Origin of the sequence: Massilia horti, assembly GCF_004614195.1 — a bacterium.
In the GTDB taxonomy this organism is placed as follows: domain Bacteria; phylum Pseudomonadota; class Gammaproteobacteria; order Burkholderiales; family Burkholderiaceae_D; genus Telluria; species Telluria horti.
Genome location: NZ_SPUM01000007.1, coordinates 72880 through 97329, shown reverse-complemented (window position 1 = coordinate 97329; position 24450 = coordinate 72880). Strand labels below are relative to the sequence as shown.

The window sequence follows — 24450 nt, the reverse complement described above, 5'->3', positions numbered from 1 at the left end:
AGGCGCACCGCCGCACAGCCACCGGCACCGAGCGCCCCGCACCCCGCCGCACCGCGCGAGCCAAAGCCGCCGTCGGCGTCGGGCTATGCCGACATCAATGACGTTGCGAAGCTGGACCAGTTCGGCCCGAAGGCACGTGCCAAGTACGAGAAATTCCTGACGCTCCCGCTGCCGCGTGCGATTGCGATCAGCGACAGCGGCCAGATCTGGGAGGCCTGGACCCGCAAGCCGCACGACCCGGCCGACTCGCCCGAACCGTGGATCAGGGTGATTCCAGGCTGCGAGAAGCGCTACCAGACCCACTGCCGGCTGTACGCGGTAGACCGGGTTGTGGTGTACAGGCCGCAGCAGCCATAAGAAGGGCCGTAGGATGCTCGGGTGGCTGGCAGCCAGGTGCCTGCGGCTGTTCTCCCGCTGGTTGGACGCGTGGGCGTTCGTAAAGTTGGCCACTGGCCAACTTTACCCCGCCCACCCTACAGCACCCGGCTCGGCAGTTTTCCTGCCCTAACCGAGCAAGGCAACGCCCTTCACCTGCGCCCACACCTGAAGGCCCGGAACGATCGCAAGCTCGCGGCGCGAGCGTTCGGTAATCCGGGCCAGCAGCGGCACCGCGCCGATTCGCATCTGCACCAGCACGTGACCGGGGGTATCGGTCGCGGCGGTCGCCGTCACCACGGCAGGCAGAACGTTGACGATGCTGGTGGCGCGCGGGCGATCCAGCGCCAGGCTCACATCGCGCGCATGGATACGGCAGCGCAGGCGGCTGCCCAAGGACTCGCTGCGCTGGCCGACATGCAGATTCCCTCCCTCGAAATCCAGCCGCGAAAGATGGTCGGCTTCATGCGCGGCCAGTACCGTTTCCAGCACCACGCCCGCGTCCTCCAGAAAGGCCGATGGCAGGTCAGTGCGCGCCAGCGTTTCGGTCAGCGTGCCGCTGGCCACCACCCTTCCCGCTTCCAGCAGCACCAGATGATCGGCCAGGCGCGCCACTTCGTCGGTCGAATGACTGACGTAGATGATCGGGATCGATAGCTCGTCGTGCATGCGTTCGAGATAGGGCAGGATTTCGCGCTTGCGTTGCAGGTCCAGCGCGGCCAACGGTTCATCCATGAGCAACAGGCGCGGCGACGCCAGCAACGCCCGCGCAATCGCCACGCGCTGTCGCTCGCCGCCGGAAAGGCTTGTGGGCCTGCGTTCGAGCAGCCCGCCGATGCCGAGCAGCTCCGCCACCGGAGCCAATTCGAATCTGCGGTTGGCGTGAGCGACGCGTTTGAGGCCGAATTCAAGATTGCCGCGCACCGACAGGTGCGAAAACAGACTCGCTTCCTGGAAGACGTAGCCCAGCGAGCGCTTGTGGGTGGGCACGAACACGCCGCGTGCTTCGTCCTGCCATACCTCGTCACCGAGCGCCACATAGCCATCGGGAGCGCGCTCCAGCCCCGCTATCGCGCGCAGGCAGGTGGTCTTGCCCGCTCCCGAATGGCCGAACAGCGCGCTGACGCCGCGCCCCGGTAATTCCAGCGCGACGTCCAGCGAAAAACCGCCGTGGTCGATGCGAAAACGCGCGCGTATGTCGCTCATTGCCTGCCGCCTTTTGCGGGCTGGGGACTAAACGCGTAAAGTGCCAGCAGCACCAGGAAGCTGAAAACGAGCATGCCGGCCGCGAGCCAGTGCGCTTGCGCATATTCCATCGCCTCGACATGGTCGTAAATCTGGACCGAGATCACGCGCGTCTTGTCCGGGATGTTCCCGCCAATCATCAAGACCACGCCGAACTCGCCGATGGTGTGGGCGAAACCGAGAATGGCTCCGGTCAGAAAACCCGGACGGGCCAGAGGAACGGCCACCGACCAGAAGGTATCCCAAGGGCTTGCGCGCAAAGTGGCCGCGACCTCCAGCGGCCGTTCGCCGATGGCTTCGAACGCGTTGTGCAGAGGCTGGACCACGAACGGCAACGAATAAAAGACCGACCCGATCACCAGCCCGGCAAACGTGAATGGCAACACGCCCAGGCCGAGGGTTTCGGTCAAGCGTCCGACCGGACCGTTTGGCCCCATGGCAACCAGCAGGTAGAAACCGAGTACCGTGGGCGGCAGCACCAGCGGCAGGGCGACGAGCGCGCCGACGACTTTTTTCATGCGTGAGCGGGTGCGCGCCAGCCACCAGGCGATGGGAGTGCCGACGACCAGCAGCAACGCCGTTACGACGCTCGCGAGTTTGAGCGTGAGCCAGACGGCACCGAAATCGATGTCGCCTATCATGCCGGATTACACTTCGTAGCCAAATGATTTGATGATGCTTTTGGCCTTATCCGACTTCAGATAGTCGGTCAATTCCTTGGCCACGGGATTAGTTTGGCCTTTTACGAGCACAACCGCGTCCTGGCGAATGGGCTCATACAGCCCGGCCGGGACGATCCAGCCGGAGCCCGAACCGATCTTTCCATTCTTGTACACCTGCGAGAGCGCTACGAAACCGAGTTGCGCATTGCCGGTGGCGACAAACTGGTAGGTCTGGGAGATATTCTCGCCCTGAACCAGCTTCGCCTTCAGCGCATTGGACAGGCCGAGTCTTTCGAGCACAGCGACAGCAGCGGCGCCATAGGGGGCGGTCTTGGGATTGGAAGTGGCGATGTGCTGGAAATCGCCCGTCTTCAAAACGTTGCCGTTGCCGTCGACATAGCCATCTTTTGCGGACCACAAAACTAGCTTGCCGATCGCATAGGTGAAGCGCGTCCCGGGCACGGCCAGATGTCCCTTCTCCAGCCTGAACGGTGTTTCATCATCGGCGGAAAGGAAAACCTCGAATGGGGCGCCATTGCTGATCTGCGCATAAAACTTGCCGGTAGCGCCGAACGCCAGCACCGCCTTGTTGCCGGTATCCTTTTCGAATTCGGTGGCGATCTTTTGCATGGGCGCGGTAAAGTTCGCGGCCACCGCGACCTGGACCTCCCCCGCGTGGGCGGCCGCGGCACATGCCATGGCGGCGAACAGGCTGAGAACTTGTTTCATCAACATCCCCATGGTTGGCCGGCGTCCCAACCGGCAAGCGCTAAATTACTCAAGTATATAACGACCAAGGAGTGAAGTTATCCGCAAGGCATTCGCACCAGCGTATCCATTGTTTACCGAATTTGATCTGACAAAACCGGGATCAAACCTCGCACCGTTAGATCAGATCTAAAACCTTTACCCGTCATTTCTCATTCATCCAGATCGGCTTCGTAATGTCATTACTTGCCCAACCCCATTCCGCAAACATCTCGGCATAGTTTTCAACATTAAACTCTTCATTCGGCAGTGGCTCCGAAAATGCGGATATAGAAAAACCCTGCGACGCCAACGCCCTTCGAGTTCCCGCATCCAGTCCGCCTGCGGAATCAAACACCAGCGTTCCTAAATTGCCCCCCAAATCGGGAAGCAATGCCTGTGCGGGGATCTCCCGCCCGTCAGGTAGCTTCAACACATATCCAATTACGATTCGAAGGCCAAGCTCTACTGCAGCTTTTGCCAACCAATTCTGCATTTGATTCATCATTTTTGGTCCACCATCGGTATGTGATCCGTGCGCCCCAACACAAAACGCCCGGTCAGGGCGTTTTGCATGCGGGTGAACGGCAAGGGAAAATCAGCTCCCCGCCACCACCATCTTCTCGATCAGGATCGAGCCGGTCGACTTGTTGCCGCGGGTGAGCACGTCGTTACCGATCGCGACGATCTGCTGGAACATGTCCTTCATGTTGCCGGCAATCGTGATCTCCTCGACCGGGTACTGGATCTCGCCATTTTCGACCCAGTAGCCGGACGCGCCGCGCGAATAGTCGCCGGTCACGTAGTTGGTTCCCTGCCCCATCAGCTCGGTGACCAGCAGGCCGGTGCCCATCTTGCGCAGCATGCCTTCGAAGGTATCTTCCGGCCTGGTTCCGGTCGAGATCATGTCAAGGTTGTGCGAGCCGCCAGCGTTACCGGTGGTCTTCATGCCCAGCTTGCGCGCCGAGTACGAGGACAGGAAGTAGCCCTGCACAACGCCATTGTCGACTACCTTACGGCGCACCGTGCGCACGCCTTCCTCGTCGAACGGGGCCGAGCCGACCGCGCCGGGCACGTGCGGGTCCTCAATGATCTGGATGTGCTCCGGGAAGATCGATTTGCCGAGCGAATCGAGCAGGAAGCTCGATTTGCGGTACAGCGCGCCGCCGGAGGTGGCTTGCACGAACGAGCCGAGCAGGCCGGCGGCCAGCGGCGCCTCGAACAGCACCGGGCAGGTGCGGGTATCGAGCTTGCGCGCGTGCAGCCGCGCCAGCGCGCGCTCGGCGGCGTAGCGGCCGACCTTTTCGGCATCGGCCAGCTTGCGCGGATCGCGGTCCGACGTGTACCAGTAATCGCGCTGCATGTGGTTGCCCTTGCCGGCGATCGGCGCGACCGACAGCGTGTGGCGTGAAAACGGGTAGCCGGCGCAAAAGCCGCGCGTGTTGGCGCCGACGAAGTGCGAATGCTGGATGTAGACGCTCGCCCCTTCGCTGTTGGTCACACGCGGATCGACCGCGAACGCGGCGGCTTCGCAGCGCTGGGCCAGTGCCAAAGCCTCCTCGGCGCTCAAGGGCCAGGGATAGATCAGGCGCAGGTCGCGCGGGTCTGTCTCAAGCAGGTCGGCGTCAGGCAGGCCGGCTGCATCGTCCTCGGCGGTGAAGCGCGCGATGTTCCAGGCAGCTTCGACGGTCGAGCGCAGCGAGCTTGGAGAGAAGTCGGAGGTGGTGGCATTGCCGCGGCGCTGGCCGCAGTAGACGGTCACGCCCATGCCCTTGTCCTTGTTCTGCTCGATCGTCTCGGTCTTGCCCTTGCGGACCGTGACCGACAGGCCGCTCCCCTCGCTGATCTCGACCGAGGCATCGGTTGCACCCTGTTCGCGTGCGATCGCAAGCACGTCTTGCGCGATCTGTTTCAGCTGGTCCTGCGTGTGCGGAAAGAGGGAGTCGTTCATGTGGTGTTTTTCGTAGCGAGCCCTAAAACAGTTATCATAGCAGCCGTTTACTGTTTTTACTGATCGGCCCCGTGCCAATCGAATCAATCGCCATGCCAAATGCAAACCGCGGCTCGGTGGGCTTCCAGTCCAACGAGTTCGAGCAAGAATACGAACGCCCATCCAAGTCTGAACTCAAGCGCCAGATGAACGAGTTGCAGAAACTCGGAGAACAACTCGTTGCCGAGCCGCGCGACCGCGTCAAGCGCGTGCCGATGCCGGACGAAGTGCGCGACGCCATCCTGATGTGCCAGACCATCACCAACCACGAAGGCCGGCGCCGCCAGCTGCAGTACGTGGGCAAGATGATGCGCTCGCTGGACGAGGAAGAAGTGGCCGTCATCCAGCGCACGATCGACAGCTGGAAAGGCACCTCCAAGGCCGAGGCGGCCGCGCTGCACGCGCTCGAGCGCAAGCGCGAAAAGCTGCTGGCCGACGACAAGGAGCTCACGCGCCTGCTGTCGGAGCACCCGGAACTGGACGGCCAGCAGCTGCGCACCCTGATCCGCAACGCGCGCAAGGAACAGGCCGAGAACAAGCCGCCCAAGGCCTTCCGCGAGATCTTCCAGATTCTCAAGGAACTCGGCAAGCAGGCGAACGTCGCCGAACAGGACCACGAGGACGTCGAGGATGAGAGCGCAGACGAATGACGAGATGGTGATCGGCCTGGTGTCGATCTCCGACCGCGCCAGCGTCGGCGCGTACGAGGACAAGGGCATCCCTGCCCTGTCGGACTGGCTGGCCGCTGCCGTCACCACGCCGTACCGGATCGAGACACGCCTGATCGCCGACGAGCGAGAGCAGATCGAAAGGACGCTGGTCGAGCTGGTCGACCAGGCGCGCTGCCACCTGGTGCTGACCACCGGCGGCACCGGCCCGGCACGGCGCGATGTGACGCCCGAGGCGACGCTCGCCGTCGGGACCAAGGAAATGCCCGGCTTCGGGGAGCAGATGCGCCAGATCAGCCTGCGCTTCGTGCCGACCGCGATACTGTCGCGCCAGACCGCGGTGATCCGCGAGACGCCGGACCATGCGGCGCTGATCATGAATCTGCCAGGTCAGCCGAAGTCGATCAAGGAGACGCTGGAGGGGCTGAAGGATGCGGACGGCAACGTGGTCGTCGGCGGCATCTTCGCGGCGGTCCCCTACTGCATCGACCTGATCGGTGGGCCGTACATGGAAACCAATCCGGCGGTGTCGAAGGCGTGGCGTCCGAAAAACGCATAGCGCCCGGCTTAAAACAACCTCCTTGAGGGCATCTTAGAAAAGGACAAGCGCATGCGCGAACTGTTGGAAAACATCGAGATCGAGACCGGCCCCAATCCGCAGGCGTCGATCATCTGGCTGCACGGCCTGGGCGCGGACGGCAACGACTTCGTGCCGCTGGTGCGCGAACTGGATTTGTCCGGCCTGCCCGCGATCCGCTTCGTGTTCCCGCATGCGAAGACGATGCCGGTCACGATCAATGGCGGCTACGTCATGCGCGCCTGGTACGACATCACCGGTGCGGAGCTGACGCGGCGCGAGGATGAAACCGGCCTGCGCGACTCGCAGCGAGACGTAGAGGAGCTGATCGCGCGCGAAAAGTCGCGCGGCATTGCGGCTTCGCGCATCGTGCTGGCTGGTTTTTCGCAGGGCTGCGCGATGACGCTGCAGACCGGGCTGCGCCATCCCGAGCGGCTGGCCGGCATGCTGGGCCTGTCGGGCTACCTGCCGCTGGCTGACAAGGTGGCGCACGAGCGCACCGAAGAGAGCTTGGCCACGCCGATCTTCATGGCGCACGGCCGCCAGGACCCGGTGGTGCCGTTCATGCGCGCGCAGCAGTCGCGCGAAATGCTGGTGGCGATGGGTTACCAGGTCGAATGGCACGAGTACAACATGCAGCACACGCTTTGTTTGGAAGAGGTGCAGGCCATCTCGACCTGGCTGCGCAAAGTGCTGGCCTGATATGAGGCGTAGGGTGCGCACCTGTGCGCACGCGGTTCGCGAACGTCGTGTAGTGGAGCGGTAGCCGCAAGTCAGCATGCGATGACCGCGTGCGCACAGGTGCGCACCCTACGCCTCATCGCCGCTTTCGTCCCTGCTAATCCGGCAGCGGCGCGGCCGTCGACGGCGGCACCGCGGTCTGCGCGGTGTTCATCACCATCGCCAGGAAGGTGTAGTAGCCGTTAATCCCCATCAGGTCGACCACGCCGTGTTCGCCGAACAGGGCCAGCGCGTCGTTGTAGACGCGGTCGGACACCCGCTTTTCACGGTGCAGTTCGATGCAGAAGTCGTACACCACCGATTCGTCCACCAACATCGCCTCCGGCCGCTCGCCGCGCGCGATGGCTCCCATCACCGCCGGCGGAATACCGACCTGCGCCGCGATCGGCGCGTGGATCGCCCACTCGACCTTCTGGTTCCACTCGCGCGCCGTCACCAGGATCGCCAGTTCCGACAGGCGCACGCCGATCGCGCTGCGGTAGCGCAGGTACTCGCCCATGCGCTGCGCATTGTCCAGCAGTTCAGGACTGCGCAGCAGCGGCACGAACGGGCCGTACAATGCTCCACGCGGCCCATCAATGATCGCCTGCGCGGCCACGCGTTGGGCTTCGGTCATGCTCTCAGGGGGAATCGGGCCGAGGCGGTCGCTCATGGTCGGGGCGCGTGGCGGAAGTATCTGGATGGAAAAATATTCGCATAGCTTCCGGGAAAAATCAAAAGAATCGGACGGCTTCGAGCGTATCGTCAATTGTCAACCTGTGAACCAAGGGAGCCGCAATGAGTTACATCATCCATCGCAGCCTGCGCCAGACGCCCCCGGTCGCCGTGTCGGCGCATGGCATCCTGGTGCGCGACAGCCAGGGCAATACCTACATCGACGCGAGTGGAGGCGCCGCCGTGTCGTCGCTGGGCCACGGGCATCCGGACGTCATCGAGGCGATGCACCGCCAGATCGACCGCTGCGCGTATGCCCACACGGCGTTTTTTACGACCGAGGTGGCGGAGCAGCTGGCCGCAAAGCTGGTGGACGGCGCGCCGGACGGGATCGGCGCGGTGTACCTGGTGTCGGGCGGCTCGGAAGCGATCGAGACCGCACTCAAGCTGGCGCGCCAGTATTTCGTCGAGCGCGGCGAGCCGCAGCGCGCGGTGTTCATCGCGCGCCGCCAGAGCTACCACGGCAACACGCTGGGCGCGCTGGCGGTGGGCGGTAATGAGTGGCGGCGCAAGCCGTTCGCGCCGCTGTTGATGGACGTGCCGCGGGTATCGGCTTGCTACGAGTACCGCGGACGCGGCGAGCATCAGAGCGTCGAACAGTACACGGCGGCGCTGCTCGATGAACTGGAGAGCGCGATCGTTCGGGCCGGGCCGCAGAACGTGATCGCGTTCGTGGCCGAGCCGGTGGTGGGGGCAACCGGCGGCGCGATTCCTCCCACGCCGGGCTACTTCAAAGGGGTGCGCGAAATCTGCGACCGGCACGGCATCCTGTTCATCGCGGACGAAGTCATGTGCGGCATGGGCCGCACCGGGACGATGTATGCGATCGAGCAGGAAGGTGTGGCGCCGGACATCATCACCGTGGCCAAGGGCCTGGGCGCCGGTTACCAGCCGATCGGCGCGGTGCTGGCGACCGGCGAGATCGTGGAGCGGATCCGGCGCGGCAGCGGCAACTTCCTGCACGGGCACACCTACATCGGCCATCCGGTGGCGGCGGCCGCGGCGCTGGCAGTGCAGCAGGTGATCGAGCGCGACGCCCTGCTGGAGCAGGTGCAAAAGCAGGGCGCGGCGCTTTCGCGCATGCTGTACAACGCGTTCGACAACCATCCGCACGTGGGCGACGTCCGAGGCCGCGGGTTGTTCATGGCGCTGGAGATGGTGCAGGACCGCGCGACCAAGGCGCCGTTCGCGCCGCAGCGCAAGCTGCACGCGGCGATCAAGGAGCAGGCGATGAAGCGCGGGCTGATGGTCTATCCGATGGGCGGCACGATCGATGGCCAGCATGGCGACCATGTGCTGTTGGCGCCGCCGTTCATCGCCAGCGCGTCGGACCTGGGCGAGATCGTGTCGCGGTTGTCGGATGCGATCGAGGCGGCATTGAAGCAGTAGGTCAGGCATGCACGTCGTAGGGTGCGCACCTGTGCGCACGCGGTTCGCGAAGGTCGCGTAGTGAAGCAGGAGCCGCAAGTCAGGATGCGATGACCGCGTGCGCACAGGTGCGCACCCTACGTTATGTCATGTGTGCTGGCGGACGGCAGCGCCGGCGGGATGCGAGCGCCGTAGGGTGGGCGGGTCTCCCGCCCACGCGTCCAGCCAGCAGTGCCGCAGCCAAGTTCAGTGCGTTCGGTAATTCACGCTCTGTTTGAACGCGTGGGCGCATAGCCGCCCACCCTACGTTCAAGCCTTCGGGAACGCCAGCACTTCCTGCTGCTGCTCGCCCAGCCCCTCAATCCCGAGGCGCAGCGTATCGCCTTTCTTGAGGTAGCGCTGCGGCGCGCGGCCGTGGCCCACGCCCGGAGGGGTGCCGGTGCAGATGATGTCGCCCGGTTCCAGCGTCATGAAGCGCGAGACGTAGCTGACGATCTGCGCCACGCTGAAGATCATGCTGGAGGTGTTCCCGGTCTGCATGCGCTTGCCGTTCAGCTCCAGGTACATGTTCAGGTCCTGCACGTCGTAGACTTCGTCGCGGGTGACCAGCCACGGGCCGACCGGACCGAAGGTGTCGCAGCCCTTGCCCTTGTCCCACTGCGAGCCCATCTCGAACTGGAAGGCGCGCTCGGACACGTCGTTGACCACGCAATAGCCGGCGACGTGCTTGAGCGCGTCCTCCTCGCTCACGTGCTGCGCGCGGGTGCCGATCACCACACCGAGCTCCACTTCCCAGTCGGTCTTCTTCGAGCCTTTGGGCAGCTGGATCGGGTCGTCGGGGCCGGACAGGCAGCTGATGGCCTTCATGAACATGATCGGCTCTTTCGGGATCGGGGCGTTGATTTCGGCCGCGTGGTCCGAGTAGTTCATGCCGATGCCGATGAATTTGCCGATACCCTTGACCGGCACGCCGAAGCGCGGCGTGCTGCGCACCAGCGGCAGGGTCTTGTAGTCGATCCTGGCGATCTTGCGCAGGACACGGTCGGAAAGGACGGATGCGTCGATGTCGGGGATGACGCCCGACAGGTCACGCAGCCGCCCTTCCTCGTCCACCAGTCCCGGTTTTTCCTTACCGGGACGACCGTAGCGAACCAATCTCATAATCTTCCTTATTTGCGAGCAAAGCGATCTGGCATTGTACCGGACGCCTGCGAAGGAAGTGGCGCACCAGGCCGGGCAGTTGCAGCAGCACGAGCGCCGCGAACGCGACGCGGTACGCCAGCACCGGGTAGTGGCCGAAGCGGTCCGGGTGCCAGAGCCCGACCAGTTGGCCGAAACCCGCCTGCACCACGAATGCGCCGATGAAGATGAGCAGGTTCAGGCAGGTGGCCGCGCGCCCGGTCAGCTCCTTGGGCATGGTCTGCGCCACGATCGCGTACTCGATGCCGGTGATCGTGCCCACCAGCGTGAACAGCACCGACAGCAGCTGCAGGCTGGGCGTGTAGCTCACCACCAGCGCCACCTGGACCAGTACGAACAGCGCCACTCCGATCCCGGCCACGTCGAGCGGCAGCAAGCCGCGCCGGCCGGCCCATTCGGTGATCATGCCCACCGCGATTGCGCCGAAGATCACCGCCGCCATGCTCAGATACAGCAGGTAGGCCACGGCCGAATCGGGAAAGCGCGCCACGTCCGCCAGCCAGCGCCCGATCCACAGCCCCTGGATGCCGAAAAAGACCGTGTGCGGCACCAGTACCAGTGAAACGGTGGTGCGAAACGCCGGGTGGCGGTAGACGTCGACGATCGACTGCAGGGTCGGCGCCTTGGCATTGGCGTTGCCTTTGCAAAGCGGCACAAGCAGCACGATCAGCAGGCCGCAGCAGGCGGTCAGTCCGCCCAGCACGGCAAACAGGCCGCGCCAGTCGGTGTACTGCAGCACCAGGCGCACCGGCATGGTGGCGGTGGCCGCGCCCAGCCCGCCGATCGCGATCAGGTAGCCGTGCACCGATGGCAGGCGCTTGGGCGCGATCCAGGTCGAAATGGCCTTGACCGCGGACATGAAGCATCCGCCCAGACCAAAGCCCATCACGGCGCGTGCGATCAACAGATGGGTGAAGGTCTGGCCACGGGCGAACATCAGCACCCCGACCGAGCCGAGCAGCATCAGCACCAGCTGCACGATGCGTGGGCCAAAGCGATCGAGCGCGATCCCGACCGGCAGCTGGACCAGCGCGAACGAGAAGAAGAACGCGCTGGTCAACAGGCCAAGTTCGCCGGGGGTGAGCGCGAGCGAATGCACCAGGCTGGGCGCCAGCACCGCGTTCACGTTGCGCAGCATCGAGGACAGGAAGTGCCCGAGCGCGAACGGCAGGAACACGTAGAAAAAAACCGCCAGGCCGGAAAGGCGCGGCGGTTCATTCGTCTCCGGGGTCATGGTGCGGGTCCGTCAGAACTCAGGCGGCATCCGGCTGGGTGTCGCTGGCACGCCGGTCGTTCTGGCGCGGCGCCTGGGCGATCGGGATCACGCGCCCCGCCGGGCCGTGCAAGCTCGCTTCGCCTTCTTCGGCTTCGAAGAAGAACTTCTGCCTGCCGAAGGCCGGCTTGAGGTGGTCGAGCCAGGTGGCGTCGGGGTCGTACCTGGCGAAGAAGGGCTTCCTGACCCACTCCGGGTTGCGGGCCTGGAGGAACTGCAGCGCGAACAGCTTTTCGCCATTGATCGTGACCACGCCGTCGATCACGACCTTGCCCGGGAACGCGCTCATCGACGGCCCGCGCACGGTGCGCGACAGGCCGGAGACCATCGAATAGGCGGCCTGGAAGATCTCGTGCGCGCGCGCCAGCGGCAGCGCGAAATACTCGCGCGGGCCGGTGTCGCGCTCGACGAACATATAGTACGGAATCGCGCCCAGGCGCACGCCGGTGGTCCACAGCTCGGCCCAGCTCTTCGGGTCTTCGTTGATGTGGCGGATCAGGGGCCCCTGCATGCGCAGCGTGGCGCCGGTGCCGACGATGCGCTTGACCGCCTGCTGCGCGACCGCGCTGCGCAGTTCGACCGCGTGGTTGTAGTGGCCCATCACGGCCAGGTTCTTGCCGGCCCTGACCACCTTCTCGAACAGGCGCATCAGGTCGTCGCTGTCCTTGTCCGACACGTAGCGCTGCGGCCAGTAGGCGACCGACTTGGTGCCGATGCGGATGTTCTGGATGTGCGCAAGCTTCGGGCCCAGCAGCGGCTCGATGAACTCGGCCAGCGAGCGGGTGTTCATGATCATCGGGTCGCCGCCGGTGATCAAGACGTCGGTCACGTCGGGATGGGTCTCGAGGTAGGACACGAGCTCGGTGGTTTCGCGCGCGTCGAACTTGAGTTCGTCCATGCCGACGAACTGCGGCCAGCGGAAGCAGAAGGTGCAGTAGGCGTGGCAGGTCTGGCCCGAGCTCGGGAAGAACAGCACGGTCTCCTTGTACTTGTGCTGCAGGCCCTTGAGCGGGGCGTCGTTCACGCGCGGCACGTTGTGGGTCATCTGGCCGGCCGGGTGCGGGTTCATGCGCATCCGGATCTCGTGCACCAGTTTGGCGATTGCGGCCTCGTCCTTTTTGTGCAGTACCAGGTCGCGCAGCTGTTCGTATTCCCTGGCGGGCAGCATGTCGCGGTGCGGGAAGACCAGGCGGTAGATCGGGTCGTCCGGCACGTTGCTCCAGTCGATCAACTGGTCGAGGACGTACTGGTTGGTGCGAAACGGCAACACGTGCGAGATGACCTGGACTGCTTCCTGCAGTTCGGGCGCCAGCCATTGCCACTGGCGCGCCTGGGTGATCGTCTGACGGGTGAAGGGCTTGAACTTGGGGGCGGTTGCTTCGGTGGTCACGTCATTCTCCGGGAAGAGGGAAAGATGGGCCGTCATGCATTCTTGAACGAAGAATTGCCGGCAGGAATTTCATGATAGAAGCCTGCCATCCGGGACGAATTGCCCGAAATCAACGGAAGATTTCTCCAAGGAACAAAAAAGATTTGAGTAAATACATCAAGTGGATTTCCGCCATGCAGTTTGCGCGATCGCAAATTGCCGATCGGCAGTGCGGCGTACAGTACGCAATGCACTTAAGCAACTTTTGCCAACGGGACTCTGAAAGGAAAGACCACATGAAGCTGCTCGCCACCGCCACCGCCCTGTGCCTGGGGCTCGCCTGCACGACCGCACTGGCCAACGACAACCCGACCAAAGAGGACGCGATTGCGATGACCGAACGCGGCGCCGCCTTCATCAAGTCCAAAGGCAAGGACGAAATGATGAAGAAAATCAACGCCAAGGACCCCGACTTTTGCCAGGGCGAACTGTACGTGGACATGCGCGACATCAAGACCGGGATCGTGCTGGCCCATCCGTACAACGCCTCGATCATCGGCAAGGACCTGACCGACGTGCCCGACGCCAACGGCAAGAAATACCGGCGCGAGATCATCGAGCTGGCCGCGGCCAAGGGCAAAGGCTGGGTCGACTACCAGTACAAGAATCCGAAGTCGGGCAAGATCGAACCGAAGACGACCTACATCCTGCGGGTCGACGACGTGGTGCTGGAAGCGGGCATCTACAAGAAGTGAGCCTGAAGACGCGGCCCAAGTGCGGGCCGCTTTGGTTTTCGTCTGACGGGAGTCCAGGATGTTGAGAAAACTGCGGATTGGCCCGAAGCTGCTGTTGGCGCCGGGGCTAGTGCTGGTTCTGCTGACGCTAATCTCTGGCGCGTCGTATTACGGGATGGTGCGCCAGAACGCCTCGCTCGAGAACATGGTGCAGGTGCGCGCCGCGCGCCTGAAGGCGGCCGCCGACGTGGCCGGCGACGCCAAGTTCGCGCACGCGAACATCTACCAGCTGCTGGCCTGGATCAACGGCAGCTTCGCCAAGGCCCGGCTCGATGCCCTGATCGCCGACATCGGCCGCAAGCACGCCTCGATCGGCAAGCAGCTGGCCGAGCTGGGCAAGGTATCCGATCCGGCCGAGCGCAAACTGGTCGACGCCTCGATCGCGGCGCTGGCCGCCTACCGCAAGGGCGTCACCGAGACCATCGATTTGGCCCAGGTCGACCAGTCGATCGCCACCAACTCGATGCAGAAGGCGGAGAAGGAATTCGTCACGCTGGGCGCCCAGCTGGCGCAGCTGCAGGCGTTGGAGAAGACGCTGTCCGAGCGCGCGTACACGGCCGCCAAGGACGAGTTCCGCATGCTCGGCGCCACGATGGCCGCGCTGGTGCTGCTGTCGATCGGGCTGTCGCTGGTGGTCACGATGCTGGTGCGGCGCGCGATGCTGCGCGATATCCACGTTATATCGCAGGCGGTCGGCGACCTGGCCGAAGGGCGCCTGACCAAAGTGGCCGCCAGCGACGGCCGCGACGAGATCGCGGAGACCTCGCGCGCGCTCGACCACACGATCGGCACCCTGAACACGACGCTGCGCAGCATCCTCGATGCGGTGCGCTCGATCGATACCGCCTCCAAGGAGATCGCCACCGGCAACCTCGACCTGTCGACCCGGACCGAGCTGCAGGCCGGCTCGCTCGAGCAGACCGCGAGCGCGATGGAGACCCTGACGGTGGCGGTCAAGGACAACGCCAACAACGCGCGCCTGGCCACCGAGCTGGCGGCCGATGCGGCGCGGCTGGCGGCCGGCGGCGGGGTCGCGGTGGAGCGCGCGGTGACCACGATGGAATCGATCAAGGCCAGCTCGCGCAAGATCGTCGAGATCATCGGTGTAATCGACGGCATCTCGTTCCAGACCAATATCCTGGCCCTGAACGCGGCGGTGGAAGCGGCGCGCGCCGGCGAACAGGGCCGCGGCTTTGCGGTGGTAGCCGCCGAGGTGCGCACCCTGGCCCAGCGCTCGGCCGCGGCGGCCAAGGAAATCAAGGCCCTGATCGCCGACTCGGTCAAGATCATCGACGGCGGCGCCGCCTCGGTCAACGAAGCCGGCGCCAGCATGGGCAGCATCGTGGCCTCGGTCCGCCAGGTCAACGACATCATCGAGCGCATCAGCGTGGCCAGCACCGAGCAGGCGGACGGCATCGCGGAAGTGAACCGCGCGGTCGGGCAGATGGACGACATGACCCAGCAGAACGCGGCGCTGGTCGAACAGGCCGCGGCCGCGGCCGAGAGCCTGCACGAGCAGACGGTGAACCTGGCCCAGGCGGTATCGGTGTTCCAGATCGAAGACGCGGCGCCCGAGGCCAGCAGCGCGCCGGATGCGGAAGATGAGCTGGAGGACGAGGAATTCGTGGCGCCGGTCGAGCGGCGCGCGCCCGACAGCCCGATGCGCGGCGCGCGGCGTGCGCTGCCCACCCCGGCAGGCACGGCGGCGCGCGGACGGGGCGCGGTCGGCTAGCCGCCGAAACGGCCGGTTAGTGTCGCCGAAACGGCCGGCTCACGTAACGCGAGCCGGCCAGCCCGAAGCGCCACGGCACCTCGACCGCCTTCGAAATCCCGATGCGCGGCCCTGCCACCACTTCCATCCCCTCCGGCGCCGGCCACAGCTCGAATGGGGGCGCCGCCAGCGACATTCCGTTATGTGCGCGCGTGACCCCGAGCGCCTGGCACAGCTTGCCCGGCCCGGAGCACAGCAGCCGGTCCTGGTCGGTATGACGGCGCGCGCGCATCACCCGGATGCCGGCGACCGGCTCGAGGGCGCGGATCAGCACCCCGGCGCCGTGGCCCACTTCGCGGCACACGAAGTTCAGGCACCAGTGGATCCCGTACGAGCGGTAGACGTAGGCGTGCGCGGGCGGGCCGAACATGGCTTCGTTGCGTTCGGTGGGCCCGACGTGCGCGTGCGAGGCGGGGTCTTCGCGGTCATAGGCCTCGGTCTCGACGATGCGCCCGCCGACGCCGTCGACCAGCAGGGTGACGCCGATCAGCTGGCGTGCCACCAGCTCCGAGGGCGCGGCGAAATCGATGCCGGCAAGGATGGAATTGCTCATGCCCAGATTCTATAACGGCTGCGCAGCAACACCGTTCGCACGCGATGTTCGTACGATTTAGCAACAAATTGACCATATCGGGTGCAACCCCATGTTGTCTGGTTTATAGTGACGAGCTTAATGAGTTTCCCAGCAGCACGACCTTTTTTCCGCTCCCAATGAACACAGCAGCCGCCGCGGCCAAGCCAGCCGACCAGGTCGACGCCCTGATCAAGTCGATCCGCATCCCTCCCCGCCCCAGCCTGTTGGCCGACCTGCAGCGTGAACTGGCGGCAAGCAGCCCGTCGCCGGAAGCGATCGCGCGCATCGTGGCGAGCGATGTCGGCATGTCCGGCGCGCTGCTCAAGCTGGCCAACTCGCCGTTTTACGGGGGCCGCCGCGCCCAATCGATCGAGCAGGCGATCCTGTTCCTTGGCATTAACCAGGTCGCGTCGCTGATGACCGGACTGCTGGCGCGCCACGCGATACCGGCCGCCGGCGCCGCCCTGGCCAACTTCTGGGATCTCTCGACCCGGCGCGCGCAGGCGATGGCGTTCCTGTCGCGCCGCCTGCGCGTGGGCGCGCCCGACGTCGCCCACACCTTCGGCCTGTTCTGCGACACCGGCGTGCCGCTCCTGATGGAGCGCTTTCCCGACTACGGCGCCACCTTCGCCGCCGCCACCGCCGAGCGCGAGCTGCCGTTCACCGCGCTGGAAGAGGCGCGCCACAACACCAGCCACGCCGCGGTCGGCTGCCTGCTGGCGCGCACCTGGGGCCTGTCGGGCGATATTGCGTGGGCGATCCTGCACCACCACGACTATACGGTGCTCGACGATCCCGCCACCGAAAAGGGCCTGGGCGCGCTGGTCGCGCTGTCGCTGCTGGCCGAGCGTGCGATCAGCAAATACCTGGCCCATGCCGAATCGCTCGAGTGGAACAAGGGCGGCGCCCGTGCCTGCGCGTGGCTTGGCCTGTCGGAGGACGAAACGGTGGAACTGCTGGACGATATGCACGAGGCCTTCCACGACGACCGATAGTCTTTGACATCCTCCCTTTACGGTCAGATACTTTCTCCAAAGCGTCTTTACCGGAGGGAAGGATGAAAACCTGGACTTGTCTGCTGCTGTTCCTGTTGACCGGATGCGCCAGCGTCCGGTACGAAGCGCCACGCATCGAGGGCCTGTTCCAGGACACCGCCTTCGCCGCCCCGTCCGAACCGGTGGGCGCCGGCGACCTGTTCACCCTCAGTCCCGAGATGCAGGCCTACCTGCGCAGCGCGGCCTTTGCCACTCACCTGCGTAAAAAAGGTTCGGAGAACGGGCTGGTGGACGCCCTGTACTCGAAGGGCGACCTGATGCTCGAATATGAATCCTCCATAACCCGCACCGCCGCCCAGACCTATGCGGCGCGTTCGGGCAATTGCCTGTCACTGGTGATCATGACTGCCGCCTTTGCCAAGGAACTGGGCATGAAGGTGCGCTACAACCACGTCTTCGTGGAAGAGAACTGGACCCGCAATGGCGCGCTTTACCTGGTCAGCTCGCACGTCAACCTGAGCCTGGGCCAGCGCTCCGACGATTTGCTACGCGGCTCGAACCTGACGCGCACGCTGACCATCGACTTCTTGCCGCCGGACGAAGCCAGCAAGTTCCACAGCCGGGAACTGGAAGAAACGGACATCATCGCCATGTACATGAATAACCGCGCCGCCGAGGCGCTGGTGCAAAACCGCGTTGACGACGCCTACTGGTGGGCGCGCGCGGCGCTCACCCAGCAGCCGGCACTGGGGCAGGCATACAACACCCTGGGCGTAATTTACCAGCGCAAAGGCGAGCTGGTTCAGGCCGAACGGGTCTTCCTTGCCGTGCTCGCGCGCGAGCCGGAGAACGTGGTTGTGATGCAAAACCTGGTGCCGGTGCTGAACCGCCTGGGCAAGCAGCAAGAAGCGGCCGCGATGACTGCGCGCATAGCGCAAATCGAACCCAACCCGCCATTCAAGTTCTTTAATGAGGGGATGTTGGCACTCGAGCACGGCGAGTTCGCGGCGGCCAAGGCGCTGTTCACACGCGAGGTCAAGCGCGCACCCTACAACGACGAATTCCACTTCTGGCTGGCGGTCGCTTGCCTGCGCCTGGGCGACGCCAAGCAGGCACGCGAACAGCTCGCGCTGGCGTACGACACCAGTACGCGGCGTGACAACAAGGAAGTATATTCGGCCAAGCTGGCGTACCTGCGTAGCTTGCACAGCCAGTACGGAAACGGGCAAACGGCGTTTCATTGATGGGGCTGGCAGGCGGCCGGAACGATTGCCAGCTTCACTTCAAGCCGGCGCGCACCGAAGCCAATGCCTCATGCATCGGAATGACTTGAGTCACTGCGCACTCAACATCCGCGTTGCGGCGCTCAACCTCCGCCGCGAGCGCGTCATCGCTTGTAACGTCCTCTTCCAGACTGGCGACAAGCAGCTGAACAAAGGCTTCACGCTCGTCTGGCGTGAGCTGCAATACCTCCATTGCCAATCGTTCAAATTGCGTGTGCATGATCGGCTCCCTCTTACCAAGAAGATGATCGTACCGCGAGTCGCTTCCGACATCAGTACCGGTTGCTATTTTGGGGAATTTGGCATCTTCCAAACGCGCCACTTGAAGGTTGCGTGGCGAAGGTGCTACCCTAGTAACACCGGCCCACACATTCGCTCACCATGTCGACAACCTCACTCAAACTTTCCGAAGAACTCAAACAACGGGCAGCTAAGGCAGCCCAGGAATTGGGCATCAGCCCCCATGCGTTCATGGTAGACGCTATCCGGCAAGCCGCCGACGCCGTAGAACAACGTTCACAATTTGTGGGACAGGCGCTCGCGGCACGCGAAGAGATGCGCCAAAGCGGGCTTGGACATGATGCTGATGAAGTGCGTACCTATCTGCGCAAACGAATCGCCGACAATCAGGCACCCAGGCCAGACGCCAAGGCATGGCGAAAATAAGCTATTCCAGCCAAGCCCTGTCCGACCTTGAACGCATCAGCGATTTTCTATCTGGGCAAGGTGTCAGCATTCAGCTGGAAGCGCTCGACCTGATCGATGAGGCCGTGAGTATCCTCGCTCGCCATCCTCTAATTGGTCGGCAGGTGGAGTCTGGACTTCGAGAACTTGTCATCTCACAGGGCAGAACTGGATATGTCGCTCTCTACAGCTATGAAGCAAATTATGACGCCGTATTAATACTCGCCATACGACACCAACGCGAAGCCGGATTTCTTGGGCAAGCGCCTTAAATGCCGCAGGCATCACCACCGCCGATCCATCGCACCGCCTCTGCCACCCCATTCTCCTTCCGCATGGCGTCCGCGATCTTTCGCGCCTGGTCCGTCATCCGAGGCGTATCACGCACATGCCGGATTTGCCTGGCAAGGGCACTTGCTGTGACATTGCGCCGCTTGGTGGGCTTGCCGGCAGTGCCTATACGGAACAGTTCGCGGCCCCAGTGCTCCTGCTCGCTGATATTGGCCACGACAATCGACGGCTTCCCCGCCAGCGTTGCCGACTGCGTCGTCCCGGCCCCGCCGTGGTGCAAGACCGCGAAGCAATGCGGGAAAATCTGTTGATGTGGCGCGGCGGCGATGTACAGGATCCGGTCGCTTGAAGTAAAGCCGCAGGCTTCCCACGCATGGCATTGAATGATCGCGCGGCAGTTTGCGCGGTTTGCGGCCTCGGTCAGTAGCCGCAGTGCCACCGTCTGGCCTTGCACGTCCTTGGGCATCCAACTGCCAAAGGTCATGTAGATTGGCGCCTCGCCAGCCGCAAGGAAGGCAGACAGCGATTCCGGAATGGCGCCTTCCAGTTCGCAGTTTGGGCGATCCAGGAAACCGCAGACCTGGATCGATGCGGGCCAGTCCGCCTGCCGCTCGCAAATCTGGGGACTGACCGCCACCAGGGTGAGATGGCGCGAGAGCCAGACCTCCGAGACAATATCGCGCATGGGCCGCATGCCAAGCTGGCGGCGGAGCCGGTCCGGATATTGTTTGATGGTCCGATTGAGCAGCACCCGGGATAGCCACCAAAGCAGGCGATTTCCGGGCTTTCCAAGCATGGGCACACTGAGCGGGTGATGGTAGGCGCTCGGGATGGCCGCGTGCGTCAACAGCACGCTGACGTAGGGCAGCCCCGCGTGTTCCGCCGCAATCTGCAGCGGATACATGAAATAGTGGCCGATCAACAGCTCCGATTCGGCGCACAAGCGCTGGGCTGCTTCGAACATGGCATCCTCGGCTGGCGCAAACGCCATGCGCAGCAGCGTTGCCATCTGCGTCATCGGATTGCGGATGCTGTAGGCGGTCTGGCCGACGAGTTCCGCCTGTTCGGGACTGAAGTTCAGGGGCCTCAAAACCGTGATTTTCACGCCCTGCCTTGACCCGACATTGATGTAGGCATCGGCCTCGATGCAAGTGATGACCAGGTGGACATCGTGCCCCGCCGCCTGCAGGCCGTCAGCCAGGGCGAGAAATGGGCGGATATCACCGTGACTGCCCCATGTGAGCATGCCGATCTTCATTGTTCGACGATCTCCACTGTCTCCTTCAAGCTGGCGGTTTCAGTGCGGCGGGAACGCTTGTGTTTGAAGAAGTCCCACGCAGCCTCGGCCACCTCAAAATCGGCGTTTTGCGGGCCGACCAGCTTGTTGATGAAGTAGGGATAACGTTGGACGCAGCTCGGCTCGGCATGCCCACCGCGTTCGATCTTGTACAGCCCGATCTGCATCTGGTCGGATCCCTCCCCCCAGAGATAGTACGTCGTGCGCGTTTTGTCCCACGAATTGCGATGCGCGATGTTGGACACCACGGGCGCATCGGGCAATCCGGCCAGCTCACGCCAGATCTTCGCACTTTCCTCGATACTGGCTACTGAATCCAAGAAGCCAAGGGTATAGAAATACTTACCCCCCTGGTAGGGAAAAAAGGGATCGCAGGTGCACCCGAAAATCAGCGCCGGCAATGCCGCCTCGGGCATCCGGGCCCGATCCGGCGGCGGCATACAGGCCAGAACGGCCGAGAACGCGGCCAGTTTGTGCGGGATTTCGGTAGCGACCCGGTAGGCCAGCAGTCCGCCACGGGACACCCCGATCACATAAACACGTTCGGAATCGACTTCATGTTCGGCAATTGCGCGATCGATGATCGCGCCGATGAAAGCGACATCGTCCTTTTTGGCGACCCGCTCTGCGCCCGCGAAGCAATCATTCCAGCCGCCTTTTCCGGCATCGGCAGCGGCGACCACAACCTGCTCACGCTCGGCGATTTCCAGCCACATCGACAGCGGCGATGGCGGGAACGCCATCCCGAAGAGCTGTTTGGCCGAGGCCCCGGCACCATGCATTGCAACCACCAACGGTCGCTTGCCGGTCGCGGTCTTGCTGGGCAATGCCAACAAATAATGGCGCTCACCTTCCGGCCGCATGAGGCTTTCCGACACGACCGGCGCACGTGGCGCTGACCTCCAACCTGCCCCACAGAACGTGGCCTTCAAGCCTGCACAAAGTGTCGAGAACATTGACCGTGCCATCCTTCTGTCGCGTTGGATTTCTATATTGATAATTTTACCAGGAAAGCAATGCGTGCCTTCAGATGGGGGCAATGCGGGCGGCGGTCGCGCCGTCCAAGGCAATCGCACGCAAACGAGGCAGCGTTTCGATCACTTCGATCAAGCGGTTGTGCGTTGCGTTACTGATTGCGACATCCAGCCCCTTCCAGAATTTGTTAATTTTCTGGTCAATTTGACACCCTCTGAGAGAGAGAGAGTTGAGGCGCGCTGAGTACCCGCGCCGATATGCGTCGTTGCAGGAAGATGCGTTTATGGTACATTGAGATGACCAATTAGATAGTCATGAGTGTTCTATGCGAACCGTCAATTTAGCTGACGCCAAGGCGCATCTTAGTCAATTAATCGAGCTGGTCGAGGCGGGTGAGGAAGTCACCATCACCAAACGCGGGAAGCCGGTTGTGCGGCTCATTGCAACGCAGCCGCCGCAGCAACAACTTCCTAGTTTGGCCGAACTGCGTGCGAAAATGCCGCGGCAACCTGGCGATGCAGGCGCGTTTATCCGTAGCTTGCGTGAAAGTAATCGTAGCTGATGCGTTATGTCGACACCAGCGTGTTGGTGGCCTACTTGACGCCAGAGGCCGGAAGCGAAGCAGCCGATGCGTTTATGCGCAGCGCAGGTTCTCCGTTGGCAATTAGCGGTTGGACAGAGGTTGAACTGCTATCGGCAATAGGGCTAAAGATACGAACGAAACAGATTGAACTCGCAATGGCACACGAGGTATTCGACACCTACAGCCGGTTGGTCGCCCCGCACCTGCGCCGCATCGCTATCGAGGACGTCAACCATAGCCAAGCCGCACTATTGCTGGACGGCTGGGCCACTGCTTTGCGCGCTGCCGACGCGTTGCACCTTGCTATCGCTGCCGCTCATGATGCGACTGTATATACTTTTGATGGCGGCATGGCGGCGGCCGGAAAGGAATTTGGCATCCGTGCCCAACTACTGACACAGCCAATGGCATATTAAATGCTGTCGACATGAGCATGGCCAGTCGGGTTGCCTTGGTCCGGACCATAACATGGGCCTGCTCAAGCGCCAGCGAGTCGATCGAGCAACTTGATGAAATTGCGTTTGCGCTTAAACTCCACGCGCAAATACTCCAAATAAGGAGCCAGCTCGTCGCCACGCTGATGAGTGCTTAGGGCTCCAGCCATTTTCTTCACCAGCCCGATCACTTCCTCATAAGCCGCATTGTTAGTCTGCTCAAGCAAAACAGGTACGATCCTGCGATACAGTTCAATGGCATCGTCAAGTCGTTTCATTTCAAGCTTGCCGGCCAGTGCGACCAGCAGCCCCCGGTCGCAAACGCCAAGGTTCGCGTACCTCCAGGCCGCATCGAGATCGCTTTCCCATAACGCGATTGCCACCCGCAAGGAGAAATCCGGCGCCGCCGGCCGGCGTCCCCAGTAACCTTCGGCAGCTCTTGCTGCGATGGCGGCATCGACCACGGACAAGGCCCGCTCACGCTGCGCATGCCACCGCTCGGTCTCCTTGGCCGCCCGGGAGAGTTTCTTGTAGTTTTCCAGTGATTGGTGCTCTTCAAATTGTATCCAGGTCAGCTGCAATGCCTCATCCTCCCGACCGCATTGCAAATAAATCGAGACGAGGAAATCGCGCAAGCGGTTGTCGGTGCGCTCCGGAAACGCCGCCAGGCCACGCTCGGCCCATTCCAGCGCTTGCTTTACCTCCCCGGCTGTGCCCAAAAGTTCGGCTATTTCGAGATAATGAAAAGCGGACGACAGATCACGTGATTTAATTTCGACCAGTTGATGGACGTCGCCGCTTTCTTCCGCCAAGCGTTCCATGATGCGGGTAATCGCTGTGCGAGCGGCGTCGTAGTCTCCACGCCCTGTACGCGGTTCGATTGTGCGCCATTTGGCCAACGCCAGCTCGCGATAGCGCTGCAATCCTTTCTCACCGAGAATCTCCTGATAGTCGAACGGATCGAAGTTCCATATCCCGAATGGCAACGTCATCTCCAGACGCAACAGGCGCCCGGCCAGCACCTCAGGGTCAGGCATCGACACGCGGCAAGCCTCCAGATGCAGCTCGCCCAGGCGAGTGACGATTTCCCCAAAACCGCCACCAGAATCATCGACTTCTGCCAGCATCGTCTCTATGCGCTCGATCGCATATTCCAGCAACTCAACTAGCATGCCGCTTGTTGCCGGCTGCAACAGTTCTGCCAGGGAATCGACGACGTCGTCCAACGTTGTCAGCAGCGGTCCAACTTCATTCCATGCAACAAGACCACCAGTGCGGGTGGCGTCATCGATCGCCTTGTGATAAATCTTGGAAAGGTCGGCGCCGCCCATGTCGCGCTCCGCCTTCAGCAGAAGAGATCGGTAGAGGCTGTCGTCGCGCCGCGCTGCATTGAGTACAAGGGCAATCAACACCTCGGCCTCTTGCCTGCACAAGTAGCTTTGAATCTCGCACCAGGGGTCGCGCCGTTTTTTCTTCGCGCGTGACTCGGCCTGCGCTGGCAATTCTTCCATGCTCGCGACCCAAGCGAAGCCGACCGCCACACAGTGTTTGCAAAAATAACCGGCGCCAGCGTGTGGACAACTGCAGTGGTGAGACAGCTCTCCTGTGTCTATTCGCAATACAACGCGATATGACTCCGTCCCTGCCACCTGCGCGCGAACGGCGCCGGCCGATACTGTGAGGTTGCTGACTGCACCCTCGTTAAAATATTCTTTGCCAAGTTGAAACGATTTGGTGCCGGCTAAAGCGCGCAAGGCCGTGGGGGAGATCAAGTCCAGTAACGTCGTTCTGTTGTCCATCAGTGTAGGTTCGTTCGTCCAAGGCATGCTACTGCTTCCTT

Annotated in this window: 26 protein-coding genes and 1 pseudogene; 13 read left to right on the top strand and 14 right to left on the bottom strand. The window is 63.1% G+C overall.

Annotated features, from left to right (window positions below; translation table 11 throughout):
* A pseudogene (locus tag E4O92_RS24665) lies at window positions 1–357 on the top strand (hypothetical protein); the annotation flags it as partial.
* Window positions 358–504: 147 nt separating this feature from the next.
* Here E4O92_RS24665 and modC read toward each other — a convergent pair.
* The 5 genes from modC to pmbA all read right to left on the bottom strand — a co-directional run bounded on the left by modC (window position 505) and on the right by pmbA (window position 4980).
* The gene (gene modC, locus E4O92_RS01405; RefSeq protein WP_135187953.1) at window positions 505–1581 is read right to left on the bottom strand and encodes a molybdenum ABC transporter ATP-binding protein; all 1077 of its coding nucleotides are present in this window, start codon (window positions 1579–1581) and stop codon (window positions 505–507) included.
* Window positions 1578–2261 carry a molybdate ABC transporter permease subunit gene (gene modB, locus E4O92_RS01400; protein WP_135187952.1) on the bottom strand — a complete coding sequence of 228 codons (684 nt, stop codon included), beginning with the start codon at window positions 2259–2261 and terminating at the stop codon, window positions 1578–1580. Before modB ends, modC begins: the two co-directional genes overlap by 4 nt.
* Window positions 2262–2267: 6 nt before the next feature.
* Window positions 2268–3017 carry a molybdate ABC transporter substrate-binding protein gene (gene modA / locus E4O92_RS01395; protein ID WP_206076791.1) on the bottom strand — a complete coding sequence of 250 codons (750 nt, stop codon included), beginning with the start codon at window positions 3015–3017 and terminating at the stop codon, window positions 2268–2270.
* Window positions 3018–3195: 178 nt separating this feature from the next.
* Window positions 3196–3537, bottom strand: a complete 342-nt coding sequence (locus tag E4O92_RS01390; RefSeq protein ID WP_135187950.1) for a hypothetical protein — start codon at window positions 3535–3537, stop codon at window positions 3196–3198.
* A 90-nt stretch (window positions 3538–3627) separates the two neighbouring features.
* Window positions 3628–4980: a metalloprotease PmbA gene (pmbA, locus tag E4O92_RS01385; RefSeq protein ID WP_135187949.1), complete on the bottom strand. Its 1353-nt coding sequence runs from the start codon at window positions 4978–4980 to the stop codon at window positions 3628–3630.
* A gap of 92 nt (window positions 4981–5072) precedes the next feature.
* Here pmbA and yjgA point away from each other — a divergent pair, with 92 nt between their 5' ends.
* Genes yjgA through E4O92_RS01370 form a run of 3 tightly spaced genes read left to right on the top strand, consistent with a single transcriptional unit; the run spans window position 5073 to window position 6966 of the window.
* Entirely contained in the window at window positions 5073–5669 is a 597-nt protein-coding gene (gene yjgA / locus E4O92_RS01380; protein WP_135187948.1) for a ribosome biogenesis factor YjgA, read from the top strand.
* Entirely contained in the window at window positions 5650–6246 is a 597-nt protein-coding gene (gene mog, locus E4O92_RS01375) for a molybdopterin adenylyltransferase (RefSeq protein WP_229482884.1), read from the top strand. Before yjgA ends, mog begins: the two co-directional genes overlap by 20 nt.
* 51 nt (window positions 6247–6297) lie before the next feature.
* Window positions 6298–6966 (top strand): alpha/beta hydrolase, encoded by a 669-nt coding sequence (locus tag E4O92_RS01370; RefSeq protein WP_135187947.1) that lies wholly within the window; start codon window positions 6298–6300, stop codon window positions 6964–6966.
* A gap of 136 nt (window positions 6967–7102) precedes the next feature.
* Here the strand turns inward: E4O92_RS01370 and E4O92_RS01365 are convergent, their stop codons facing one another.
* Window positions 7103–7657 (bottom strand): carboxymuconolactone decarboxylase family protein, encoded by a 555-nt coding sequence (locus E4O92_RS01365; RefSeq protein WP_135187946.1) that lies wholly within the window; start codon window positions 7655–7657, stop codon window positions 7103–7105.
* 125 nt (window positions 7658–7782) lie between these two features.
* On the opposite strand from E4O92_RS01365, the gene E4O92_RS01360 reads away from it, so the two are divergent.
* Window positions 7783–9108, top strand: coding sequence for an aspartate aminotransferase family protein (locus E4O92_RS01360; RefSeq protein WP_135187945.1), 1326 nt, complete (start codon window positions 7783–7785; stop codon window positions 9106–9108).
* 288 nt (window positions 9109–9396) lie between these two features.
* On the opposite strand, the gene E4O92_RS01355 is transcribed toward E4O92_RS01360, so the two are convergent.
* From E4O92_RS01355 to E4O92_RS01345, 3 genes are read right to left on the bottom strand one after another with little or no spacing between them, the layout of a single operon-like run.
* Entirely contained in the window at window positions 9397–10248 is an 852-nt protein-coding gene (locus E4O92_RS01355) for a fumarylacetoacetate hydrolase family protein (RefSeq protein ID WP_135187944.1), read from the bottom strand.
* Window positions 10217–11521, bottom strand: a complete 1305-nt coding sequence (locus E4O92_RS01350) for an MFS transporter (protein ID WP_135187943.1) — start codon at window positions 11519–11521, stop codon at window positions 10217–10219. The genes E4O92_RS01355 and E4O92_RS01350 overlap by 32 nt, the downstream gene beginning before the upstream one ends.
* A 19-nt stretch (window positions 11522–11540) precedes the next feature.
* Window positions 11541–12950 (bottom strand): KamA family radical SAM protein, encoded by a 1410-nt coding sequence (locus tag E4O92_RS01345; RefSeq protein ID WP_229482882.1) that lies wholly within the window; start codon window positions 12948–12950, stop codon window positions 11541–11543.
* A 275-nt stretch (window positions 12951–13225) separates the two neighbouring features.
* On the opposite strand from E4O92_RS01345, the gene E4O92_RS01340 reads away from it, so the two are divergent.
* Together E4O92_RS01340 and E4O92_RS01335 are read left to right on the top strand one after the other, a co-directional pair.
* Window positions 13226–13684, top strand: coding sequence for a cache domain-containing protein (locus E4O92_RS01340; protein WP_135187941.1), 459 nt, complete (start codon window positions 13226–13228; stop codon window positions 13682–13684).
* A gap of 58 nt (window positions 13685–13742) precedes the next feature.
* Window positions 13743–15455, top strand: a complete 1713-nt coding sequence (locus E4O92_RS01335; protein WP_135187940.1) for a methyl-accepting chemotaxis protein — start codon at window positions 13743–13745, stop codon at window positions 15453–15455.
* 16 nt (window positions 15456–15471) lie between these two features.
* On the opposite strand, the gene E4O92_RS01330 is transcribed toward E4O92_RS01335, so the two are convergent.
* Entirely contained in the window at window positions 15472–16047 is a 576-nt protein-coding gene (locus tag E4O92_RS01330; RefSeq protein WP_135187939.1) for a DNA-3-methyladenine glycosylase, read from the bottom strand.
* A gap of 158 nt (window positions 16048–16205) precedes the next feature.
* Between E4O92_RS01330 and E4O92_RS01325 the strand changes: the two genes are divergently transcribed.
* Both E4O92_RS01325 and E4O92_RS01320 read left to right on the top strand, forming a co-directional pair.
* Entirely contained in the window at window positions 16206–17063 is an 858-nt protein-coding gene (locus tag E4O92_RS01325) for an HDOD domain-containing protein (protein WP_135187938.1), read from the top strand.
* 62 nt (window positions 17064–17125) lie between these two features.
* Entirely contained in the window at window positions 17126–18307 is a 1182-nt protein-coding gene (locus tag E4O92_RS01320; RefSeq protein WP_135187937.1) for a tetratricopeptide repeat protein, read from the top strand.
* Window positions 18308–18341: 34 nt separating this feature from the next.
* Here the strand turns inward: E4O92_RS01320 and E4O92_RS01315 are convergent, their stop codons facing one another.
* Window positions 18342–18566, bottom strand: a complete 225-nt coding sequence (locus E4O92_RS01315) for an addiction module protein (RefSeq protein WP_135187936.1) — start codon at window positions 18564–18566, stop codon at window positions 18342–18344.
* Window positions 18567–18727: 161 nt separating this feature from the next.
* On the opposite strand from E4O92_RS01315, the gene E4O92_RS01310 reads away from it, so the two are divergent.
* Window positions 18728–19012 (top strand): CopG family ribbon-helix-helix protein, encoded by a 285-nt coding sequence (locus E4O92_RS01310; RefSeq protein WP_135187935.1) that lies wholly within the window; start codon window positions 18728–18730, stop codon window positions 19010–19012.
* On the top strand, window positions 19000–19302 hold the full coding sequence (locus E4O92_RS01305) for a type II toxin-antitoxin system RelE/ParE family toxin (RefSeq protein WP_135187934.1): 303 nt from the start codon (window positions 19000–19002) through the stop codon (window positions 19300–19302). The genes E4O92_RS01310 and E4O92_RS01305 overlap by 13 nt, the downstream gene beginning before the upstream one ends.
* On the opposite strand, the gene E4O92_RS01300 is transcribed toward E4O92_RS01305, so the two are convergent.
* Together E4O92_RS01300 and E4O92_RS01295 are read right to left on the bottom strand one after the other, a co-directional pair.
* Window positions 19299–20579 carry a glycosyltransferase gene (locus tag E4O92_RS01300; RefSeq protein WP_135187933.1) on the bottom strand — a complete coding sequence of 427 codons (1281 nt, stop codon included), beginning with the start codon at window positions 20577–20579 and terminating at the stop codon, window positions 19299–19301. The genes E4O92_RS01305 and E4O92_RS01300 overlap by 4 nt on opposite strands.
* Entirely contained in the window at window positions 20576–21481 is a 906-nt protein-coding gene (locus E4O92_RS01295; RefSeq protein ID WP_167759661.1) for a CE1 family esterase, read from the bottom strand. The genes E4O92_RS01300 and E4O92_RS01295 overlap by 4 nt, the downstream gene beginning before the upstream one ends.
* Window positions 21482–21918: 437 nt before the next feature.
* Here E4O92_RS01295 and E4O92_RS01290 point away from each other — a divergent pair, with 437 nt between their 5' ends.
* Window positions 21919–22155, top strand: coding sequence for a type II toxin-antitoxin system Phd/YefM family antitoxin (locus E4O92_RS01290; RefSeq protein WP_135187931.1), 237 nt, complete (start codon window positions 21919–21921; stop codon window positions 22153–22155).
* On the top strand, window positions 22155–22592 hold the full coding sequence (locus E4O92_RS01285) for a type II toxin-antitoxin system VapC family toxin (RefSeq protein ID WP_135187930.1): 438 nt from the start codon (window positions 22155–22157) through the stop codon (window positions 22590–22592). The genes E4O92_RS01290 and E4O92_RS01285 overlap by 1 nt, the downstream gene beginning before the upstream one ends.
* A 62-nt stretch (window positions 22593–22654) precedes the next feature.
* On the opposite strand, the gene E4O92_RS01280 is transcribed toward E4O92_RS01285, so the two are convergent.
* Window positions 22655–24436 carry an SWIM zinc finger family protein gene (locus E4O92_RS01280; RefSeq protein WP_206076790.1) on the bottom strand — a complete coding sequence of 594 codons (1782 nt, stop codon included), beginning with the start codon at window positions 24434–24436 and terminating at the stop codon, window positions 22655–22657.
* Window positions 24437–24450: the final 14 nt, after the last annotated feature.

Bases quoted from the DNA above. Each gene is read 5' to 3' on its own strand.
- modC (WP_135187953.1), bottom strand. From the start codon at position 1,581: ATGAGCGACATACGCGCGCGTTTTCGCATCGACCACGGCGGTTTTTCG.
- modB (WP_135187952.1), bottom strand. From the start codon at position 2,261: ATGATAGGCGACATCGATTTCGGTGCCGTCTGGCTCACGCTCAAACTC.
- modA (WP_206076791.1), bottom strand. From the start codon at position 3,017: ATGTTGATGAAACAAGTTCTCAGCCTGTTCGCCGCCATGGCATGTGCC.
- E4O92_RS01390 (WP_135187950.1), bottom strand. From the start codon at position 3,537: ATGATGAATCAAATGCAGAATTGGTTGGCAAAAGCTGCAGTAGAGCTT.
- pmbA (WP_135187949.1), bottom strand. From the start codon at position 4,980: ATGAACGACTCCCTCTTTCCGCACACGCAGGACCAGCTGAAACAGATC.
- yjgA (WP_135187948.1), top strand. From the start codon at position 5,073: ATGCCAAATGCAAACCGCGGCTCGGTGGGCTTCCAGTCCAACGAGTTC.
- mog (WP_229482884.1), top strand. From the start codon at position 5,650: ATGAGAGCGCAGACGAATGACGAGATGGTGATCGGCCTGGTGTCGATC.
- E4O92_RS01370 (WP_135187947.1), top strand. From the start codon at position 6,298: ATGCGCGAACTGTTGGAAAACATCGAGATCGAGACCGGCCCCAATCCG.
- E4O92_RS01365 (WP_135187946.1), bottom strand. From the start codon at position 7,657: ATGAGCGACCGCCTCGGCCCGATTCCCCCTGAGAGCATGACCGAAGCC.
- E4O92_RS01360 (WP_135187945.1), top strand. From the start codon at position 7,783: ATGAGTTACATCATCCATCGCAGCCTGCGCCAGACGCCCCCGGTCGCC.
- E4O92_RS01355 (WP_135187944.1), bottom strand. From the start codon at position 10,248: ATGAGATTGGTTCGCTACGGTCGTCCCGGTAAGGAAAAACCGGGACTG.
- E4O92_RS01350 (WP_135187943.1), bottom strand. From the start codon at position 11,521: ATGACCCCGGAGACGAATGAACCGCCGCGCCTTTCCGGCCTGGCGGTT.
- E4O92_RS01340 (WP_135187941.1), top strand. From the start codon at position 13,226: ATGAAGCTGCTCGCCACCGCCACCGCCCTGTGCCTGGGGCTCGCCTGC.
- E4O92_RS01335 (WP_135187940.1), top strand. From the start codon at position 13,743: ATGTTGAGAAAACTGCGGATTGGCCCGAAGCTGCTGTTGGCGCCGGGG.
- E4O92_RS01330 (WP_135187939.1), bottom strand. From the start codon at position 16,047: ATGAGCAATTCCATCCTTGCCGGCATCGATTTCGCCGCGCCCTCGGAG.
- E4O92_RS01325 (WP_135187938.1), top strand. From the start codon at position 16,206: ATGAACACAGCAGCCGCCGCGGCCAAGCCAGCCGACCAGGTCGACGCC.
- E4O92_RS01320 (WP_135187937.1), top strand. From the start codon at position 17,126: ATGAAAACCTGGACTTGTCTGCTGCTGTTCCTGTTGACCGGATGCGCC.
- E4O92_RS01315 (WP_135187936.1), bottom strand. From the start codon at position 18,566: ATGCACACGCAATTTGAACGATTGGCAATGGAGGTATTGCAGCTCACG.
- E4O92_RS01310 (WP_135187935.1), top strand. From the start codon at position 18,728: ATGTCGACAACCTCACTCAAACTTTCCGAAGAACTCAAACAACGGGCA.
- E4O92_RS01305 (WP_135187934.1), top strand. From the start codon at position 19,000: ATGGCGAAAATAAGCTATTCCAGCCAAGCCCTGTCCGACCTTGAACGC.
- E4O92_RS01300 (WP_135187933.1), bottom strand. From the start codon at position 20,579: ATGAAGATCGGCATGCTCACATGGGGCAGTCACGGTGATATCCGCCCA.
- E4O92_RS01295 (WP_167759661.1), bottom strand. From the start codon at position 21,481: ATGCGGCCGGAAGGTGAGCGCCATTATTTGTTGGCATTGCCCAGCAAG.
- E4O92_RS01290 (WP_135187931.1), top strand. From the start codon at position 21,919: ATGCGAACCGTCAATTTAGCTGACGCCAAGGCGCATCTTAGTCAATTA.
- E4O92_RS01285 (WP_135187930.1), top strand. From the start codon at position 22,155: ATGCGTTATGTCGACACCAGCGTGTTGGTGGCCTACTTGACGCCAGAG.
- E4O92_RS01280 (WP_206076790.1), bottom strand. From the start codon at position 24,436: ATGCCTTGGACGAACGAACCTACACTGATGGACAACAGAACGACGTTA.